Here is a 17,490-nt window from a genome sequence, read left to right as displayed (position 1 = left end):
CAAGGAGAACCCCCATGCAATCAGCCATCGTCCAATTGATCCTGACCGTGGTCGGCATTGCCGCCGCGGCCATCGTGTCCATCATCGTCTACGCCCAGCTCAGCTCCAGTGCCCCCGAGTCGGGGGACAACATCGACCACTCTCGGATCACCACCGAGACCCTGTGCGATGCCGTGGGCGGCACGTGGAGCAGCACCAGCAAGACGTGCGCGTGAGCGGTTGTGGCCTCCTCGCTGATCGTGCTGCGCACCTCGGCGCTGCTGCTGTTGCTGCTGGCGGTGATCACCGGGCTGTACGTCGGGCACGTCACCCGGATGGCCGCCGACGCCGCGGCCCAAGCGGCCGCCACCGCGGCCGCTCACGTGGCGGTGGCCGAGGGATGGCCGTGCGGGCCGAATCCTCCGGGCGCCGCGGTGACCGCCGCCGCGCAGGCCTCCCTGGAACAGATGGAGCACCTGGCCGTGCAGCCGGTGGCGGTCGACCTTGCGGCCGAGGGCTGCAATCTGGTGGCCACCGTGACGGCGGTGCCCCTGGATGCTCGGGTATCGGCCTTGCAGACCACGGCGGTGGCCTGCCGGGCGGCCACCGGCCAAGCCCCCCTCAGCGTGCCCGGCTCGTGCTGAGCGCGCCGCCAGGGTCGAGACCGTGAGCGAGGCGCTGGGGTTTCTGTTGGTGCTTCCCGTGCTGGTGCTGGGCATCGCCGTGCTGGACGCGGCGGGCTCGCTGGGCACGGCCCGGCACCGCACCGCGGTGTTCGCCGAGGCGGCCGCCACCCAGGCGTCCGACGCGCTGGCCCAGACGCCGGCTTCCCCCGTCCCACCCTCCGACCGGGATCGGTGGGACGAGGTGGCGGCCACGGTCGAGCAAGCCGGCCGGGTGGCCACCGCCGGGGTCTGTGATCAGACCGACGGGGCGTTCCACGTGGGTTTGGTCTCACAACCGCCGGCAGCGGGGGACGACCAGTCGTCGCCCACGGTGGCCGCGGTGGTGACCTGCCCGGTTGCGCTGGGCCGAGGCCTCGTTGTGGACCGAGTGGTGGCCACCGCCATTGTCCCGGTGCGCTAGCCGGTGTCGACCGCGGTGACCCTGTTGGCCCTGGGCCTGGCGGTGGCCGTGGCCGCCGGATCGTTGGGTGACCACGCCACGGTGATCACCAACCGCAATCTGGCGGCCCACCGGGCGGAACGGGCGGCCACCACGTTCATCGCAAGCTGCGCCGGTGGCGGGTGCGATCCCTCCACGGTGAACTCGGACCGCAGCGACGGCACCGTGTTGTCCGGTTGTTTGAGCGGGTCGACCGGTTCGCCTGCCATGCGGGTGGTGGCCCACGTCCCCTGGAATCCCCGGGTGCTCTCCGGGCTGGCTCCGGCCACGGCGACCACCGTGGTGGAATTGGCGGGTTTCGGGGCGTCGGCCTACGAGGTCCTGGAGTCGTGCTGATCCCGATCGCTCGGCCCAGCAGTTCTGCCCTCAGGTGTCGATGCGGTAGCGTGACCGCCGGTGTCCCGCAGGATTGAAATCGAGCTGACCAGCCAGCGGCCCGATGGCTCCTGGACCTGGAGAGCCGCCGGTGCCCGTGAGCCCAAGGGCGAACTGGCCAATGAGTTGCTGGGCTTCCCCGCCAGCGTGGGTGACGAACTCACCGTCGAGGCCGACTTCCACATGGACGGCATCGAGATCATCGAGGCGTTCGCCCACAAGGAAAAGCGGCCCATGCCGGAGACGCTGGAGATCCTGGGGTCCGGTCGGGATCAGCCCCTGGTCACCACCCAGTTGGTGTCCGGAGGCAAGGGCCGCGACCGTGACCGGGGTGACCGCCGGGGCCGTGACCGGGGTGACCGCCGCGACGGTCGTGACCGGGGTGATAGACGGGATGGCCGCGATCGGGGTGACCGCCGGGAGTTCCGTCGGGAGGATGACCAGCCCAAGGCCAAGCGACTGCGCCCCGGGCGGACCCACCGGCAGGCACTGATCGACAGCTTGCCCGAAGAGCAGAAGCCGGTGGCCGAGAAGATCATGCGCGACGGCGTCGCCTCGGTGGAACAAGCCCTGCGCGACCAGCGGAAGAAGGCCCGCGACGAGGCCCAGGCCCGCCGGGAGGCCGCCAAACAGGCCGCCGAGGCCCAGGCCGAGGACCAGACTGTCCAAGAGGAGGCCGAGACAAAGGCCGCCGAAGCCCAGGCCGAGGACCAGACTGTCCCAGTGGAGGCCGCCAAAGAGGCCGCCGAGCCTGTTCCGGCCCAGGCCGAGGAGCTGGACAAAGCCGCTAAAGAACAGGCCCCGGCCCCCGAGAAGGCAACAACCCCTAAAACCGAAGAACCGGACAGCTTCCTGCGGGCGGCCGCCAAGCTGCTGTCGCGGATGCAGGCGGCGGAATGGCGGGATCGGGTGGAGGCCGCTCTGGCCGGCATGGACGAGATCGACCTGCGTGACCTGCGATCCGTGGTGGTCGCCGCCGAGACGGGGGCCACCGACGACGAGGCCAAGGCCCTGGCCGAGGAGTTGCGCACCAAGCTGAGCGAACGGGTGGATCGGGAACACGCCGAATGGTTGGCCGAGGTGGCCGCCACCTTGGCCGACGGACGCATGGTTCGGGCGTTGCGGCTCAGCTCCCGCCCGCCGAAGGCCGGGGTCCCCCTCCCCCAGGACATGGTGACCCGGCTGACCGAGGCGGCCAACGCCGCGTTGACCAGCGAGACCCCGACCAAGCGCTGGGCCACGGTGTTGGGAGCGGTGGCCTTCTCCCCGGTGCGTCGCACCGTGCAACCCCAGGGAATCCCGGAGAAGCCCGACCAGGAGTTGCTCGGCGAGGTGACCAAGCTCTCCCAGCGCGTGCCCCACATCGCCGCTCTCTTCGGCGTGGAGCCCACCCCTCCCCCCAAGCGACCGCGCCGGGGCGGCAACCCGAGAGCGGCCCAGAGGTAGCTACGTTTCGGTCGCCTGCTCCACCGCCTGCTCCGCCACCTTCTCTATCACGTGGTGGTCGGCCAGGAATTGGCGCAGGCCGTCCACCAAGTCCCACCGGTCGACATCATCGAGCCCAACCCAGGCGGCATCGGTGGCGTCGCTGCCCGCCCTGGGGGGCCCGTCGGGGGTGACGGTGACCCAATAGTCCACCACCACGTAGTGGCGGCGGCGGCCGATGAGTTCGGTCCAACCCATGGCATCCCCCACGTGGCCGTCGAGCCCGGTTTCCTCCCGGAGTTCCCGGCGGACGGCGTCCACCAGGCGCTCACCCCGGTGCACGCGGCCGCCGGGTACCGACCACCGGCCCTCACCGGGAGGGTTGCCCCGGCGGATGAGCAGGATCGAGCCTTCCCGGACCACCACCGCGCCCACGCACAGTTCGGGGCCGTTCACCGAACTCACCGAAGGGGTTCGGAGGGGGCCGACTGCCGCTGCCTCCTCGTCCGGTTCGGGGCTGCTCATGGGCGCTCGCCCTCGCCGATCGGGGTGTGCATGATCAGGGCGTGGGCGGTCATCTTGAACGTCTCGAAGAAGTTCTTGGCCTCGCGGTGGCCGGGCAACACCACGGCGTCCATGGCCACCGCGCCCTGGTCGACGGCCCACCGGGTGAGCGCGTCGAACAACGACTCCCCCACCCCCACGGAACGGGCCTCCGGGCTGACGAACAGCTCCTCGATCCGGGCGATGGCGGCGCCGTCCACCCGGACCTGGCGTCGAGCCCAGCCGTACCCCACCACCGCCGTATCCCAGACGCCCACCATCACCATGGCCTGAGGATCGGCCAACTGGGCGCCAAAGTGATCCTCCAGAGGTTCCGAGGCCGCCTCGGTGGCGATCCACCGCTGCCCACCCCGGTACTCCAGGGCCTCTTGGCGGGCCTCACGGGCCAATTCGGCCACCCCGGCAACGTCGTCGGGGCGGGCGGGCCGGGCTGTGGCCTCAACCCCCCGCCGCCGGTCTCCCCCCTTCGGGGCCTCGGCGGGACGCTCCCCCACCGGTCAGCCCTGGTCGGCGGGCGATGCTGTTGGCCCACCGCCGGCGGGAGCGGGGGGCGCCGATGCCTGCCCCAGGGCCATCCGCCCGAGCAGGCGAGCCGCCTCCAGTTGGCGCCGACCGTGGGCGGCCAACTCCGCGGGCGGTGCATGGGTCGACAACAGCAACCCCAGCGGGGCGTAGACCACCGCGTCCAGCAGCTTCTCGAGGCCCTCCCGGTCGATGGCCGGGTCGCCGGCGCTGCTCACAGTCGGGCCAGCGACGGGCAGGGCTCCTCACCGGACGGACACCGAGGGTTGCTTCGCGGCCCGAACTGACTGGAACTGACGATCAAAAAGCACCCCTCGCACATCCATTCGTTGTCGCGCTTGGGGGCCACCTGGCCGGAGGCTTCCGGGGCGGGCTCGGGGGTGTCCTCGTCTTCGTCCTCGTCGTCACCGGCGGCCAGGCGATCCTTCAGGATGGTGTCGAGATCGGCCTCCACGTTGTCGGGGTCGATGTCCTCCCCGTCGCCTTCCTCGTCCTCGGTTGCGGTCGCGTTGCGGCCCGCGCCGTTGTCGGCGTCGTCCTCTTCCTCGTCGATGTCGTCGATGTCGTCGTCCAGGTCGTCATCAAGATCGTCCTCGAGGTCGTCGTCCAGGACCCCGTCGAATTCTTCGTCGATGTCCTCGTCGATGGCCTTGTCGAGGTCTTCCATGGCTTCCTGGTCGAACTCCTCTTCGGCCATGTCGTCGTGTTCCTCAGGGTCTGTCATCGTGCCCCGCCACCTCCTCCGCCATTATGCCCGAAGACTCGCGCAAATCAGGCCTGCTCGCGAACGTGTCGGCGAAGATCGGCCTTGCGCTCCGCCTCCAGGCGGCCCAGGGAAGGCTCCTCCGTCAGGTCGACGAACTTCATCATCTCGGCCACCACCGGGTGCCCGGCCTCGTCGCGAATGAGCCGCCACATGTCCTGGCCGATGCCGCGGTACACCGAATGGCCCTGCGGCGTGGTGCGCAGCTCGATGAGGTGCATGGCCGCCCGGGCGTTGAGGGTCATGGCGAAGCGCACCTTGTAGGCAAAGCTCACCGCGTAGGACGCCTGCTCGGGGAAATCCCGTTGCAACAGGTCGTACAGCGCCGAGGAACGCTCCATGACCTCGTCGAATTGGGGGGCGCACCCGGCGGCGTCCACCGCCGACGGTCGGGTGTAGCCGTGTCGGGTGCTGAGCTTTTGCCACTCCAGCGTCAACATGCGGTGGCGCTGCAGGTCCCGGAAGGCCCCGTAGTCGGCCAGGATGTCGAACCGGTAGTACGGTCGCTCCAGGGCGCGGCCGGGCTTGTGGCGGCGATTGGTGCGATTGCCCACGTAGGCCCGCATCACCGAGAACCGGTCGTCGACGCTCATCGCCTCCACCTCCCGCTCGAGCTGCTCCTCGGGCAGGTGGGTGTAGGGGTAGAGCATGGAGGCCACCATCTTGACCTCGGCGTCGGGGTCGAAATCCACCAACTGCACCGTCGGGACCTCGTCGGCGGCGGTGTCGGGGGGTACCAGGTAGTCGACCACGCTCTCCATCGACTCCTGGACGTCGCTCAGGTAGCCGGTCCAGGCCACGCCCCGATCGGCCAGGTCCACCCGCTTCAGAAAGGAGGGGATGACCTTGCGCAGCTCGGCCAGCATCATGGCGGCGTAGTCCTGGACCTCGGGCAGCTCATGGGCTCGCATCCGCAACAGGAGCAGTTCGTAGGACTGACCGGTGCCGTAGATGCCCACGTTGGAGACGGTGGCCGCGGGCAGCACGCCCCGCACCGAGTCCAGGGCCTTGGCCTGCACCGCCTGGCGGTAGGCGAAGTCGGAGGAGCGGTCGTCCTTGGGCGTGTGCTGCCGGTAGAAGTCGGCCATCCGCGGCAGGAGCCGGCCGTAGGACTCGAACATGCGGTCCATGTCGCTGACGTAGCGGCCCGACAACGGCGACTCCCCCACCTGGGGATCCCGGTAGTAGCGGTAGCGGCCGCCGATCCGAGCCATGTAGTCGATATAGCGGGTGGACTGTTCCAAATAGGACATCAAGCGGCCCCACTCCAACACCTTGGTCAAGATGTTGGAGGCCTGCTCGCAGGCCAGGTGGACGCCGCCGAGCTGGGCCACCGAATCGTCCCCGTACTCGAAGAACACCCGGTCGTAGAGTTCCTCGGCCCGCCGCAGCCCGACGGTGGCGTCGATGGTCAGGTCCCCGCTGATGTCCAGCTCGCCCACGAACTCGTCCAGGAACAGGCGGCGCAGGGACTTGGCCGACCGGCTGTAGCGGGCGAACAGGGCGCCCTTGACCACCTCCGGCAGGTTGACCAGGGCGAACACCGGTCGGTCCAGGTTGGTGAAGTACCGGCGGAGGATGTCGGCTTCCTCGGCGGTGAACTGTTCGGCCACGTACTGGGTCATGGCCGTGGGCTCGAGATCACCTTCGATGGGCCGGTTCTCGACAACGTCTCAGCTCCGGACCGAGTCCAACTCGCAGCCGGCCCGGTCGGCGGCCTCGGGGTGGAGCCACAGGTCGGCGGTGGTCATGGCCATGATCTTGGCCCCGTCCAGCACCGCCTGGTCACCGCTCTCGGAGGCGGCGTAGTGGGCGAACTCGGGGGTGTGAATGGCCACGTCGTCGGGGGCGATCTTGATGATGGGGTGGATGGAGGGAACCGCGTAGCTCACGTTTCCCATGTCGGTGCTGCCCACCACCGCGGCCGCGGCTTCGGGTTCGGCCATCTGCCGTCCGGTGAGCGCTGCGTTGTGCCGGTAGAGGTCGAGCACGACCTGGTTGTCGAGCATGTCGGCGTACACCGGCGCCACCTGCCGGCACTCCACGGTCACCCCGGCCGCCGCCGCCCCCGCTTCGAGGCAGGCCAGCACCCGGGGGCGCAACTCGCCGAGGCTGTCCAGGGTGGGAGAGCGCACGTACCAGTGGGCGGCGGCATCGTGGGGCACGATGTTGGGCTTGTCGCCGCCTCGGGTGAAGACGCCGTGGATGCGTTCGTCGGGGCGGATGTGCTGGCGCAGCGCGGCCACGTTCATGTACCCCAACACGGCGCCGTCGAGGGCGTTGCGGCCCTTGTGGGGCGAAGCGGCCGCGTGGGCCGACCGACCGGAGTAGACGGCTTCGAATTGCTCGACGGTGATGGCGCTGATGCGGGTCAGGTCGTGGTTGGCGGGGTGGATCATCATGGCCGCGTCGATGCCGTCGAACGCGCCCCGTTCCAACAGGAAGCACTTGCCGCCACCGCCTTCCTCGGCGGGCGTCCCGACCACGCTGATGCGCCCCCCCAGCGCCTCGGCCAGAGAGGCCGCCGCCAACCCCGCCCCCAGTCCCGCGGCGGCAATCACGTTGTGGCCGCAGGCGTGCCCGATCTCGGGCAGGGCGTCGTACTCGCAGATCACCGCCACGTGCGGACCGGTGTGCCCGGCCCGGGCCACGAAGGCGGTGTCGAGGCCGTAGGCCGATCGCTCCACCTCCAGTCCGGCGTCCTCCAGAGCCGAGCACAGCACGTGATGGGCGGTGTGCTCCTCGAAGCACAGCTCGGGTTGGGCGTGGATCTGGTGGGAGATGTCGATGAGGCGGGGGGCCTGGGCATCAACCGCGGCGGCCACGTGCTGCTTGGCCTGGTCGGGGGTCACGGGCCGGATGTTAGTGGCCACCCTTGCCGGGGTGGGTCTTATCCGTCGCCGGTTTCCGCCCGGCCATCGGCTGTTCGGCCGGCCGGGCCGCGGCGGGACTCATACCACCACGGTGAGCGCGGCGGGCTCCACCCGAATGGACAGGGTTGTGGCCCGCTGCACCGGGCGTCCGTCCAGCTCCACCAGCAAGGGTTGCTCCAGGTCCACCTGGAAGGCCGAAGTGCGACGGACGCGAATCTGGGGGTGGGGCAGGTGGTCGCCGGTGCGAACCCGCCGCCGGGCCCGCAGCCGGTCCCCGGCGCTCAGACGGCCATGGGAGATGTCCAGCAGGCCGTCGCCCGGGTGGGCCTGGGGTCCGAGGCGCCAGCTTCCCCGCCACGCGGCGTTCATGGCCACCAGCGCCTCGCCCGCCCACCCTCGTCGGCGGGCCACCAAATGGGCGCAGAACCAGAACAGCCGCCCGTCCAGCAACACCGCGCCCAGGTCCACGGCGAACCGCCAGGCGTCGGGGGAGCGAATGGCGTCGGCCCGGCCCCGGCCGCCGAGGGTGCGGCACAGATCACCGCCCACCAGGCCGATGTCGGGCACCGGTTGGTTGGACCGGCGTGCCTCCTCGATCAGGGTGCGGGCTTGGTCGTCGCTGCTCACCAACACACCGTCGGGTCCCAGCCCGCCGGGTTCCCCCCAGTCTTCCCCTCGTTGAATGGGCACGGTCTTCAGTCGGCGGCGTCGCGTCGTTGGCGGCGAGCCCGCGTCCACCCGAAGGCGATGGCCAATTCGTAGAACACGTACATGGGCACCGACAGCACCATGAGGGTGAACGGGTCCCCGCTGGGGGTGATCACCGCCACCAGGGCCACGATGCCCACGATGGCGTAGCGCCGGGCTCTGATGAGCTGCCGGTAATGGATGATCCCGGCCATCTGCAGGAACACCAACAGGATGGGGAACTCGAAGCCGATGCCGAACGCGGCCATCATCTTGACCACGAACGACAGGTACTTGGCCGGGGAGAACCCCGTCACCAGGTCCTCACCCCCGATGTCGGCCAGGAAGCTGAGCGCCCGGGGGATGCTCCAGTAGGCCAAGGCGGCCCCCAGTGCGAACAACAGGGCGCCGAGCACGGTGAAGGCCGCCGCGTGGCGACGCTCCCTCGGATAGAGGCCGGGCTGCACGAACCGCCAGACCTGCCAGAGCACCACCGGAATGGCCAGGGCCAGCCCCCCGTAACCCGCCACCGTCAACCGGACCGAGAACGGCTCCAGGGGATCCAGCACCAATAGCTCGCACCCGCCGAAGAGGTTCTGGCGAGCCTCCTCCTCGGCCAGGGCCTCGTCGGGCACCACGTCGCAGTACGGCTGGACCAAAGCGTCCAGAATCCAGGGGTAGAACACCCAGCAGACCACCGCCCCCACCAGCACCGCCAGGATGCACTTGATGAGCCGGGCTCGCAGCTCCACCAGGTGCTCCATCAAGGGCATCGTCCCGTCGCCCGTCCGGGAGGTGCCGGTGTCGGAGGTGCTCACGGGCGGGGCGCGGGTGGGTCGCCGTTGGAGGGGCTCTCCGACGGGCCTTGCGCCACGGCCTCGTGGCCCCGGCGTCGGGCCTCGGCCTCAATGGGTTCGTCCAGCGCGTTCTGCAGTTCCTGCTGGAACCCAGTGGAGATCTTCCGAAGCTGACGGACCACGTTGCCCACCTGTCGGGCGGCGGCCGGCAGCTTGTCCGGTCCCAGAACGACCAGGGCGACCACCATGATCACCGCGATCTCGGCCCAGCCCAGGTTTCCCACGCCCCGAGGCTACCGCCGCGGATGGGCGCTGGGGTTGTCCGGGGGCGCGAGGGCAACCGATGATGGCGTCATGGCCAGTGGCGAGTCGCCCCGTCGGCGCCGGGATTGAGATGCCCTCTCGGATCGCCTCCCTGCGCACACCCCCGATCGGTTTTGCCCATCGGGGGGCTCGGGCGCACCGGCAGGAGAACACCCTGGGGGCCTTCGAGTTGGCCCTGGAGATGGGGGCGACCGGTTTGGAGAGCGACGTCTGGGTCACCGCCGACGGCGAGGCCGTGCTGGACCACGACGGTTGGGTGCGCCGGGGGCCCCTGGCGAGGAAACGGTCGATGGTCGCTTGCCGCCGCGCGGAGCTCCCCGACCACATCCCGACCCTGGCCGAGCTCTACGACGCTTGCGGCGGTGATTTCGAGTTGTCGCTGGACCTCAAGGACCACGAGGCCGCCCCGGCGGTGATCCGCAGCGTGGACGCCGCCGCCGAGCGCACCGGGAGGGCGTTGCGCGACCGGTTGTGGCTCTGCCACCCCGATGTGGACCTGCTGGCCGACCTGCGCCGGCAGTGGCCCGACGTGCGGCTGTGCAACTCCACCCGGCTCAGCCGTATGGGCAAGGGGCCGGAGCGGCGGGCGGCGGTGCTGGCCGAAGCGGGCATCGACTCGGTGAACCTGCACCAAACCGACTGGACGGGGGGTCTGGTCACGCTGTTTCACCGGTTCGGGGTGTGGTGCTTCGGCTGGGATGCTCAGCAACCCCGCGTGCTCGATGAGTTGCTGGACATGGGCATCGACGCGGTGTACAGCGACCACGTCGACCGCATGACCACCGCCCTGGGCCGGTGGTACCCCGACCGGCCCGGCTGATCAGGTTAGATCCGCCCGAACTCGTTCACGGGCCACAGCCGCAGGAAGGCCCGCCCCACGATCAGGTGCTCGGAAATGGGGCCGAACATCCGACTGTCGGTGGAGTTGGGCCGGTTGTCGCCCATCACGAATACCTCACCGGCGCCGACCAGGCAACCGTCGTCCACGATGGCCGCACACCCCGAGGGCATGGCGCCCTGGGTGATACCGGGTGACTCCAGGTAGGGCTCGTGGAGTCGGCGGCCGTCCACGTACACGTGACCGCCAACGAAGGTGATGATCTCCCCCGGCAGGGCGATGACCCGCTTGATCAGATCGTCCTCCTCCTGGCCACGGATGTCCTGGGGTCGCTCGAACACCACCAGATCGCCACGATTGATGTCGTGCAGGTCGTAGCCGAACTTGTTGACCAGGACCCGATCGCCGTTGCTCAAGGTCGGCTCCATGGAGGTGAACCGGATGTAGTAGGCCTGAAACAGCACCGTGCGCAGCACCAAGGCCAGCACCAGGGCCCCGGCCAACACCAGCACCCACTCGGCCAGCACCCGCGCCGGTGACTTCTCCCGACGATCCTCGCCGCGCTCTTCAGCCATAGCGAGCCAGCACCCGTCGGGCCGCCCGGCGGGCCTGGTCCATGGCCACCGGCGGATCGGCCTGTCGAATCTCGGCCTGCGGTCCGAGCTGGAGCAGGAGCCGTTCCAGCCGGCCCACCTGGCTCACCGGCAGGGTCACCTCGATGTCGCCGCCCTCGAGGGGTACCTGATGCTCGGAGGGGTAGCGCTCGATGGCCCAGGCGGCACCCGGCGCCAAGCGCAGCACCACCCGGGGGTCGGACGGGTTGGCCTGGAAGGCGGTGGGGATGCCGGTTTCCCGGGGCGGATCGAACGTGGCCTCCAGCACCTCCAGGTGTCGGATCCGGTCGAGGCGGAACACCCGCACCCCGAGGGCCTGTTCGCAGTACCCGTGGACGTACCAGTTGCCCATCTCCGAGAAGACCCGGTACGGGTGGATGACCCGATCGGTTTCCTGGCCCCGTCCGAAGCTGAAGTACCGGACGTGGACCTGCCGGCGACCTCGGGCGGCCCCCAACAGGGGTTCCACCCACTCGTCGGCCGAGTCACCCAGGCTCACCACCAGGTCCTCGCCGACGCTCACCCCCAGGCCGGCCGCCAGCTTGGCCAGCCCCCGGCTGAGCGGGCCGTCGGGGTCGGCTCCGGTCAACAGCGCCTTGGCCGCGCCGATCAGTCCCAGGGCCTGGGCCGGGGTCAGTCGCAGCGGCCGGGAGAAGTAGTCGGCGTTGCTGATGGCCACCTGGCTGCCGTTGTCCTCGTCGTCCAGGCCGATCACGTTGATCAGCTCGTCGGGGGTGAACGGGTGCAGCCCGACCACGAACAGCACCCGCACCAGGTCCTCCCGCAGATCGGCCTCGGGGTAATCGAAACGCTGGGCCACCTCGGTCAACTCGGCGCCGCCCTGGGCCATGACCCACGGCACCAGCTCCAACATGCGCCGCAAGCGGTCCCCGGCGCTCAGGCGACCCATCAGCTCATCTGCTCCAGCCAGGCCACCATGTCGGCCCGCAATTCCGGCGGTCCGAGGACCTCGGCATGGTCCAGGAACTCCAGCACCAGCGACCGAAACGCCTCCGGACTGCGAACCGCCACGTGGAACACCGAGGAGCCGTCGGGTTGCACCAGCGCGGGCTCTTGGCCCAGACGCCGGGCCGCCCACGCGGACTGGTCGGAATCCACCAGGAGCTGGGCGGTCACCGCCGGGGCGGTGCCGAACTTCCAGGGCTGGAGGGCAACCCAGCCCCCCGCCTCGCCGGTCTGGGTGAACCCGTTGGGTGGACCCAGGGCCACGTCGCCGTCCAGTCGGTCGATTCGGAAGGTGCGCCGTTCGCCGCGATCTCGGTCGTGGCCCACCACGTACCAGTGACCTTGGTCGAAGGCCAGGGTCCAGGGCTCCAATCGACGGGACTCCCCGCCGTAGGTGAAGGCGGCCACCCGCTGTTCGGTGACCGCCCGGAACAGGTCGGCCAACGCGGGCAGCACCGGCACGGCGGCCAGCTCGGTGTCGGTCCCCTCCCCCACTCGGCCCCCCAGCTTCCAGAGAGCCTCGGCCCCCGACACCCCCTCGAAGCGCACCGCGGTGGCCGCCCGGTGCAGGGCGGCCAGCTCGGGGGCCTCCAGGTCCATCTCCGGCAGTGAGTAGTCCTGCTTGCGGATGCGGTAGCCCCACACCGGCGGGTCCTCGCCGGGGACCGTTCCGGAGATGACGGGGATGCCGACCTCGGCCAATTCGTTCATGTCCCGGTGGAAGGCCCGTTTGGCCGACTTCCGGTCTCTGGGGTAGCCCGCGGAATCCGGCCCCCGGGACACCCCCACCCGGGTGTGCAGTTCGTCGATGGACAAGAAGCGGGTGGTGTCGATCAACGCGGCGATGAGTCGCAACAGGCGCTCTAGCCTGACCTGCTCCGGCTTGCGGACGGAGGTCACAGCGATTCGATCAGCTTTTCCACCCGTTCGTCGTGGGCCCGGAACGGGTCTTTGCACAGGACGGTGCGTTGGGCCTGGTCGTTGAGCTTCAGGTGAACCCAGTCCACCGTGTAGTCCCGCTTGCGCTCCTTGGCCCGCCGGATGAACTCGCCCCGGAGACGGGCCCGCGTGGTGGCCGGGGGGTGCTCCACCGCGGCTTTGATGTCGTCGTCGAAGCAGAGACGCTCGGCCAGCCCCCGTTGCTGCATCCGGTAGAAGAGGCTGCGGGAGCGGTTGACGTCGTGGTACTGAAGGTCCACCAGGGCCACCCGGGGATCGCTCAGCCCCAGATCGTGACGGGCCCGATAGCCCTCCACCAGGTGGTACTTCATCACCCAGTCGCATTCCCGGGTCAGGCTCAGGGGGTCGTCGGCGATCCGGGTCAAACAGTGCTCCCACATGTGCAGGGCCTGCTTCTCCTGGGGATCCAGATCCCGGGTCTCGGCGTACTTGAGGGCCCGGTCCAGGTACTCCGACTGGATCTCCAGGGCGCTCACCTCGCGGCCGCCGGCCAGCCGGATGCGGCGGGTGCAGGTGGGGTCGTGGCTGATCTCGCGGATGGCCCGGATGGGGTTGTCCAGCGTCATGTCGCGCAGCGCCACCGACGGATCCTCCAGCATCCGCAAAAGGATGCCGGTCGCCCCCGCCTTCAGGAAGGTGGCGTACTCGCTCATGTTGGAATCGCCCACGATCACGTGGAGCCGCCGGTAGCGCTCGGCGTCGGCGTGCGGCTCGTCGCGGGTGTTGATGATGGGCCGCGACCGGGTGGTGGCGCTGGAGATCCCCTCCCAGATGTGCTCGGCCCGCTGGCTCATGCAGTAGGTGGCCCCCCGAGCCGTCTGCAGCACCTTGCCCGCCCCCGCGTAAATCTGGCGGCTGACCAGAAAGGGGATCAGCACCTCGGCGTACTCAGCGAAATCGTCGCGGCGGGTGGTCAGGTAGTTCTCGTGACAGCCGTAACTGTTGCCCGCCGAGTCGGTGTTGTTCTTGAAGAGGTAGATGTCGCCCTGGATGCCCTCCTCCCGGAGCCGCTGCTCGGCGCTCTCGATGAGCGTTTCCAGGATGCGCTCCCCCGCCTTGTCGTGGGCCACCAGGTCGTACACGGAGTCGCACTCCGGGGTGGCGTACTCGGGATGCGAGCCCACGTCGAGGTACAACCGGGCGCCGTTGACCAGGAACACGTTGCTGCTGCGCCCCCAGGACACCACCCGGCGGAAGAGATAGCGGGCCACCTCGTCGGGGCTCAACCGGCGGTGACCACGCAGCGCGCAGGTCACCCCGTACTCGTTCTCAATCCCGAAAATGCGTCGGTCCATCAGCCCAACAGCTCGGCCAGCTCGTCGCCCTCGATCCTCTGGAAGGCCCGCCGACCGGTTTCCCGCACCAACACGGCCACCTCCAGATCCTCGGCCCCCAGGGTCCGCTCCTGGCCGGACAACGCCGCGGTGGCCGCCTGCAGGGCGTTGGCCACCTCCCAGTCGGCGTCGAAGCCCTGACCCAGTTGCTCGGCGATGGTGTCGGCCTCTCCCCCCAGCACGGTGAAGCCGGACTCGTCGTTGACCGTGCCGTCGTAGAGCACGTGGAACATCTGGTCGCCACCGGGATCCGAGGCCACCTCCGCCACCAGGATCTCCACCTCCATGGGCTTCATCTCGTGGGTGAAGGTCTGGCCCAGCAACTGGGCGTACTGGTTGGCCAGGCTGCGGGCGTCCACGTCCTCGCGGCTGTAGGTGAACCCCTTGAGGTCGGCGTGGCGCACCCCGGCGATGCGCAGTTGGTCGAACTCGTTGTAGCGGCCCACCCCGGCGAAGGCGATCCGGTCGTAGATCTCGCTCACCTTGCGCAACGTGCTCGACCGGTTCTCGGCGCAGATCAGGATGCCGTCGCGGATGCTGAGCGCGGCCAGCGCCCGACCTCGGGCGATGCCCTTGCGGGCGAAGTCGGCCCGGTCCTTCATCAACTGCTCGGGGGCGACGTAGAAGGGCATGTTCATGAGCGGTCGCCCCCGTCGGTCTCCAGGCTGGCCAGGAGTTGGCGGAACCGGGCCTCCACGTCGGAGTCGGCCACCCGCTGGAAGCCGTCGGCCCCGATCACCGCCACCACCGGATAGATGCCCCGCACCAGGTCGGGGCCCCCGGTGGCCGCGTCCTCTTCGGCGGTGCGGAACAACGCCGACACGGCCAAATCGATCATCTGGTCGGCGTCGGCGTCGGGCCGATGGCCCAGCTTGATCACCGTTCCGGCGTGCAGGCTGCCCGATCCGCCCACGGCGTACTCCCGCTCCTCGTAGCGGCCGCCGGTGACGTCGTACTGGAACAGCCGGCCGATGCCCCGGGCGGTGTCGTAGCCCGCGAACAGCGGGACCACGGCAAAGCCCTGCAGGGCCGCGGGCAGGTTGTTGCGCACCATCATGCCCAATTGGTTGGCCTTGCCGTCCAGGCTCAGCACCTTGCCCTCCACCTTTTCGTAGTGCTCGAGCTGCAACTGGAAGAGCCGCACCATCTCCATGGCCGGTCCCGCCGCACCGGCAATGGCCACCCCCGACCAGCGGTCCGCCGGGAAGACCTTTTCGATGGTCCGGTGGCTGATGAGATGGCCCGCGGTGGCCCGGCGGTCCCCGGCCATGACCACACCTTGACGACAGCGGATGGCCACCACCGTGGTGGCGTGGGACAGCATCAGGTCGGAAGCCGGGACGTCGGGTGGAGCCGGTAGCTTGCCGGTGGAGCGCAACAGCGCGGCGAAGTCGGGGCCCGGGTCGCCCCCGGCTTCAAAGAGGGGCAACGTCACGGCGGCCAGGCTACCCCGAACAGCGGCTCGGCGCGGTTGTCCAAGGGGGGGATCCGAGGGGGTGTTACTGCCCACCCTTTTGGATGTACGACTTCACGAAGTCCTCGGCGTTGGACTCCAGCACCTCGTCGATCTCGTCGAGCAGGTCATCGAGTTCGGCCTTCAGGTCGTCGCCTTGACCGGTGACCGCGGGGGCCTCTTCCGGTTGGGACTGCTCCCGTTGCGGTGCCGGTCGCTTGATCTGCTCTCGTTCGGCCATGTCACTCCCTCATCGGCGGGCTCATCTGCGGGTGCTCGACGGTCACGATATCGCAGCAAGCCCCTGAGGTGGTCATAGTGGCTCGTCGCTCCCCCGGTCCGGCCGAGGGGTCGACGCCCCCGCTCTACCGGGGGCGGGACTCGTCCAGTCGGGTGAGCAGCGCGCCGGCCGTCGCACATTCGGCCAAGAGGGGGCCTACGTGCTCTCGCGTGCCTCTCGCCGGCTCCATCATGGGGACCCGCCTCAGTGGTTCGTCACCCACGTCGAACACCATGGAGTCCCAGTTGGCGGCCACGATGTTGGGGGCCCACCGCCTGAGGCACTGGCCGCGGAAGTAGGCCCGAGTGTCGGTGGGCGGCTCGGAGATGGCGGCCTGGGCCTCCTCCGGGGGCACCAGCGTCTCCAGGCCCACCCGAGCGGCCACCGATCGCTCGGGCCGCAAATCGTGGTACTGCAGGTCGAGGGCGGCCAACCGGGGATCGTCGGGGCCGAGCCCGTGGCGCTGGGCCAATCCCTGGATCAGGCGGTACTTGGCCACCCAGTCCAGTTGGCGGGCCAAGCCGGAGGGGTCCGTCTCCAGACCGGCCAACACCTGCTCCCAGCGGTCGATCACCATGTGGCCCACCGGTCCGCCCACCGAGTCGAGCCCGTGGCTGTCGGCGAACTTCCGGGCCTGGTCCAACAGATCCCACTGAATCTCCAACGCGGTGGCCGAGCTACCGTCGGCCAGTTCCAGCGGCGTGGCCAAGCCCACGTCGTAGGACACCTGGCGCATGGCTGACACCGGGGATCGCAGACGGAACTCCCGCACCAAGGCGTTGTCCTCCACCATGGCCAGCACGATGGCGGTGGTGCCCACCTTCAGGAAGGTGGCCACCTCCGACATGTTGGCGTCACCGGTGATGACGTGCAGCCGGCGATAGAGCCGGGCGTCGGCGTGGGGCTCGTCGCGGGTGTTGATGATGGGCCGCTTGAGGGTGGTCTCCAGCCCAACCTCCTCCTCGAAGAAGTCGGCCCGCTGGGTGATCTGGAAGGGAATGTCGGCGGTGGTGAGCCCCGGCGCCTCGGAGCCCACTTTGCCCGCGCCGGTGAAGATCTGGCGGGTCACCAGATGGACGGTGGCGTTGACGGCGATGCGGGAGAAGGGGGTGGCCCGCGCCATGAGATAGTTCTCGTGACAGCCGTAGCTGTTGCCCTTGCCGTCGGAGTTGTTCTTGTAGACCACCAGCTCCTGGCCGCTGGGCAACAGCTTGGCGGCCGCCTCCATGGAGCGCCGCAGGATCAGCTCGGCCGCCTTGTCGTAGCGGGTCACGTCCAGGGCGTTGCTGCACTCGGGGGTGGACAACTCGGGGTGGGCGTGGTCCACGTAGTACCGGGCGCCGTTGGTGAGCACCGCGTTCACCAGGTGGGTCTCGATCTCGGGGGCCAGCGACCCCACCGGGGCGATGCCCCGGATGTCGTTGCCCGGCATCTCGTCCTCGAAGTCCCAGGTGACCCCCACCGCCGGTCCCCCCTCGCCGGTGCGCTCCACCTCCGACAGGTAGGAGTTGATGAGCAGGGAGGAGGCGGTGATGGGGTTGGCGTCGTCGGTCCCGGTGTGGGCAATCCCGAATTCGGTCTCGATCCCGCAGATCTTGGGAACCGCCATGG

23 protein-coding genes are annotated in these 17,490 nt (G+C 69.5%); 6 read left to right on the top strand and 17 right to left on the bottom strand.

The window, feature by feature from the left end; translation table 11 throughout:
- Nucleotides 1-14: 14 nt before the first annotated feature.
- Genes ACOQPQ_RS03795 through ACOQPQ_RS03775 form a run of 5 tightly spaced genes read left to right on the top strand, consistent with a single transcriptional unit; the run spans nucleotide 15 to nucleotide 2,925 of the window.
- The gene (locus ACOQPQ_RS03795) at nucleotides 15-215 is read left to right on the top strand and encodes a hypothetical protein (protein WP_420638117.1); all 201 of its coding nucleotides are present in this window, start codon (nucleotides 15-17) and stop codon (nucleotides 213-215) included.
- Nucleotides 216-221: 6 nt separating this feature from the next.
- The gene (locus tag ACOQPQ_RS03790) at nucleotides 222-623 is read left to right on the top strand and encodes a hypothetical protein (protein WP_420638116.1); all 402 of its coding nucleotides are present in this window, start codon (nucleotides 222-224) and stop codon (nucleotides 621-623) included.
- 22 nt (nucleotides 624-645) lie between these two features.
- On the top strand, nucleotides 646-1,065 hold the full coding sequence (locus ACOQPQ_RS03785; RefSeq protein ID WP_420638115.1) for a hypothetical protein: 420 nt from the start codon (nucleotides 646-648) through the stop codon (nucleotides 1,063-1,065).
- Nucleotides 1,066-1,068: 3 nt separating this feature from the next.
- Nucleotides 1,069-1,440, top strand: coding sequence for a hypothetical protein (locus tag ACOQPQ_RS03780; RefSeq protein ID WP_420638114.1), 372 nt, complete (start codon nucleotides 1,069-1,071; stop codon nucleotides 1,438-1,440).
- A gap of 60 nt (nucleotides 1,441-1,500) precedes the next feature.
- A complete protein-coding gene (locus ACOQPQ_RS03775) occupies nucleotides 1,501-2,925 on the top strand; it encodes a hypothetical protein (RefSeq protein WP_420638113.1) in 1,425 nt (474 codons plus the stop codon).
- Here the strand turns inward: ACOQPQ_RS03775 and ACOQPQ_RS03770 are convergent, their stop codons facing one another.
- From ACOQPQ_RS03770 to tatB, 9 genes are all read right to left on the bottom strand, one after another.
- Nucleotides 2,926-3,429 (bottom strand): NUDIX hydrolase, encoded by a 504-nt coding sequence (locus ACOQPQ_RS03770; RefSeq protein WP_420638112.1) that lies wholly within the window; start codon nucleotides 3,427-3,429, stop codon nucleotides 2,926-2,928.
- Nucleotides 3,426-3,962, bottom strand: a complete 537-nt coding sequence (locus ACOQPQ_RS03765; RefSeq protein ID WP_420638111.1) for a GNAT family N-acetyltransferase — start codon at nucleotides 3,960-3,962, stop codon at nucleotides 3,426-3,428. Before ACOQPQ_RS03765 ends, ACOQPQ_RS03770 begins: the two co-directional genes overlap by 4 nt.
- 3 nt (nucleotides 3,963-3,965) lie before the next feature.
- Nucleotides 3,966-4,208 (bottom strand): hypothetical protein, encoded by a 243-nt coding sequence (locus ACOQPQ_RS03760; RefSeq protein WP_420638110.1) that lies wholly within the window; start codon nucleotides 4,206-4,208, stop codon nucleotides 3,966-3,968.
- Nucleotides 4,205-4,714 (bottom strand): hypothetical protein, encoded by a 510-nt coding sequence (locus tag ACOQPQ_RS03755; protein WP_420638109.1) that lies wholly within the window; start codon nucleotides 4,712-4,714, stop codon nucleotides 4,205-4,207. The genes ACOQPQ_RS03760 and ACOQPQ_RS03755 overlap by 4 nt, the downstream gene beginning before the upstream one ends.
- Before the next feature lie 47 nt (nucleotides 4,715-4,761).
- Nucleotides 4,762-6,378 carry an FAD-dependent thymidylate synthase gene (locus tag ACOQPQ_RS03750; RefSeq protein WP_420638108.1) on the bottom strand — a complete coding sequence of 539 codons (1,617 nt, stop codon included), beginning with the start codon at nucleotides 6,376-6,378 and terminating at the stop codon, nucleotides 4,762-4,764.
- 48 nt (nucleotides 6,379-6,426) lie between these two features.
- The gene (locus tag ACOQPQ_RS03745) at nucleotides 6,427-7,605 is read right to left on the bottom strand and encodes a M20 family metallopeptidase (protein ID WP_420638107.1); all 1,179 of its coding nucleotides are present in this window, start codon (nucleotides 7,603-7,605) and stop codon (nucleotides 6,427-6,429) included.
- Between the two features lie 99 nt (nucleotides 7,606-7,704).
- A complete protein-coding gene (locus ACOQPQ_RS03740) occupies nucleotides 7,705-8,316 on the bottom strand; it encodes a hypothetical protein (protein WP_420638106.1) in 612 nt (203 codons plus the stop codon).
- A gap of 5 nt (nucleotides 8,317-8,321) precedes the next feature.
- The gene (gene tatC, locus ACOQPQ_RS03735; protein WP_420638105.1) at nucleotides 8,322-9,131 is read right to left on the bottom strand and encodes a twin-arginine translocase subunit TatC; all 810 of its coding nucleotides are present in this window, start codon (nucleotides 9,129-9,131) and stop codon (nucleotides 8,322-8,324) included.
- Nucleotides 9,128-9,394 carry a Sec-independent protein translocase protein TatB gene (gene tatB / locus ACOQPQ_RS03730; protein WP_420638104.1) on the bottom strand — a complete coding sequence of 89 codons (267 nt, stop codon included), beginning with the start codon at nucleotides 9,392-9,394 and terminating at the stop codon, nucleotides 9,128-9,130. The genes tatC and tatB overlap by 4 nt, the downstream gene beginning before the upstream one ends.
- A gap of 110 nt (nucleotides 9,395-9,504) precedes the next feature.
- On the opposite strand from tatB, the gene ACOQPQ_RS03725 reads away from it, so the two are divergent.
- Complete coding sequence (locus tag ACOQPQ_RS03725) at nucleotides 9,505-10,254, top strand: glycerophosphodiester phosphodiesterase (protein WP_420638103.1); 750 nt, start codon at nucleotides 9,505-9,507, stop codon at nucleotides 10,252-10,254.
- A gap of 5 nt (nucleotides 10,255-10,259) precedes the next feature.
- Here the strand turns inward: ACOQPQ_RS03725 and lepB are convergent, their stop codons facing one another.
- The 8 genes from lepB to dop all read right to left on the bottom strand — a co-directional run bounded on the left by lepB (nucleotide 10,260) and on the right by dop (nucleotide 17,488).
- The gene (gene lepB / locus ACOQPQ_RS03720) at nucleotides 10,260-10,847 is read right to left on the bottom strand and encodes a signal peptidase I (protein WP_420638102.1); all 588 of its coding nucleotides are present in this window, start codon (nucleotides 10,845-10,847) and stop codon (nucleotides 10,260-10,262) included.
- Nucleotides 10,840-11,796 carry a helix-turn-helix transcriptional regulator gene (locus ACOQPQ_RS03715; protein ID WP_420638101.1) on the bottom strand — a complete coding sequence of 319 codons (957 nt, stop codon included), beginning with the start codon at nucleotides 11,794-11,796 and terminating at the stop codon, nucleotides 10,840-10,842. The genes lepB and ACOQPQ_RS03715 overlap by 8 nt, the downstream gene beginning before the upstream one ends.
- Nucleotides 11,796-12,707 (bottom strand): helix-turn-helix transcriptional regulator, encoded by a 912-nt coding sequence (locus tag ACOQPQ_RS03710; RefSeq protein WP_420638100.1) that lies wholly within the window; start codon nucleotides 12,705-12,707, stop codon nucleotides 11,796-11,798. Before ACOQPQ_RS03710 ends, ACOQPQ_RS03715 begins: the two co-directional genes overlap by 1 nt.
- A gap of 41 nt (nucleotides 12,708-12,748) precedes the next feature.
- The gene (gene pafA / locus ACOQPQ_RS03705) at nucleotides 12,749-14,107 is read right to left on the bottom strand and encodes a Pup--protein ligase (protein ID WP_420638099.1); all 1,359 of its coding nucleotides are present in this window, start codon (nucleotides 14,105-14,107) and stop codon (nucleotides 12,749-12,751) included.
- Nucleotides 14,107-14,784, bottom strand: coding sequence for a proteasome subunit alpha (gene prcA, locus ACOQPQ_RS03700; RefSeq protein WP_420638098.1), 678 nt, complete (start codon nucleotides 14,782-14,784; stop codon nucleotides 14,107-14,109). Before prcA ends, pafA begins: the two co-directional genes overlap by 1 nt.
- Nucleotides 14,781-15,581, bottom strand: a complete 801-nt coding sequence (prcB, locus tag ACOQPQ_RS03695) for a proteasome subunit beta (protein ID WP_420638097.1) — start codon at nucleotides 15,579-15,581, stop codon at nucleotides 14,781-14,783. The genes prcA and prcB overlap by 4 nt, the downstream gene beginning before the upstream one ends.
- A gap of 64 nt (nucleotides 15,582-15,645) precedes the next feature.
- Complete coding sequence (locus ACOQPQ_RS03690; protein ID WP_420638096.1) at nucleotides 15,646-15,840, bottom strand: ubiquitin-like protein Pup; 195 nt, start codon at nucleotides 15,838-15,840, stop codon at nucleotides 15,646-15,648.
- Nucleotides 15,841-15,964: 124 nt separating this feature from the next.
- Entirely contained in the window at nucleotides 15,965-17,488 is a 1,524-nt protein-coding gene (gene dop / locus ACOQPQ_RS03685) for a depupylase/deamidase Dop (RefSeq protein ID WP_420638095.1), read from the bottom strand.
- Between the last annotated feature and the right edge of the window lie 2 nt (nucleotides 17,489-17,490).

The organism is Candidatus Poriferisocius sp. (genome assembly GCF_965219775.1).
GTDB lineage: Bacteria > Actinomycetota > Acidimicrobiia > Acidimicrobiales > Bin134 > Poriferisocius.
This window is presented reverse-complemented; position numbering and strand designations above follow the sequence as displayed.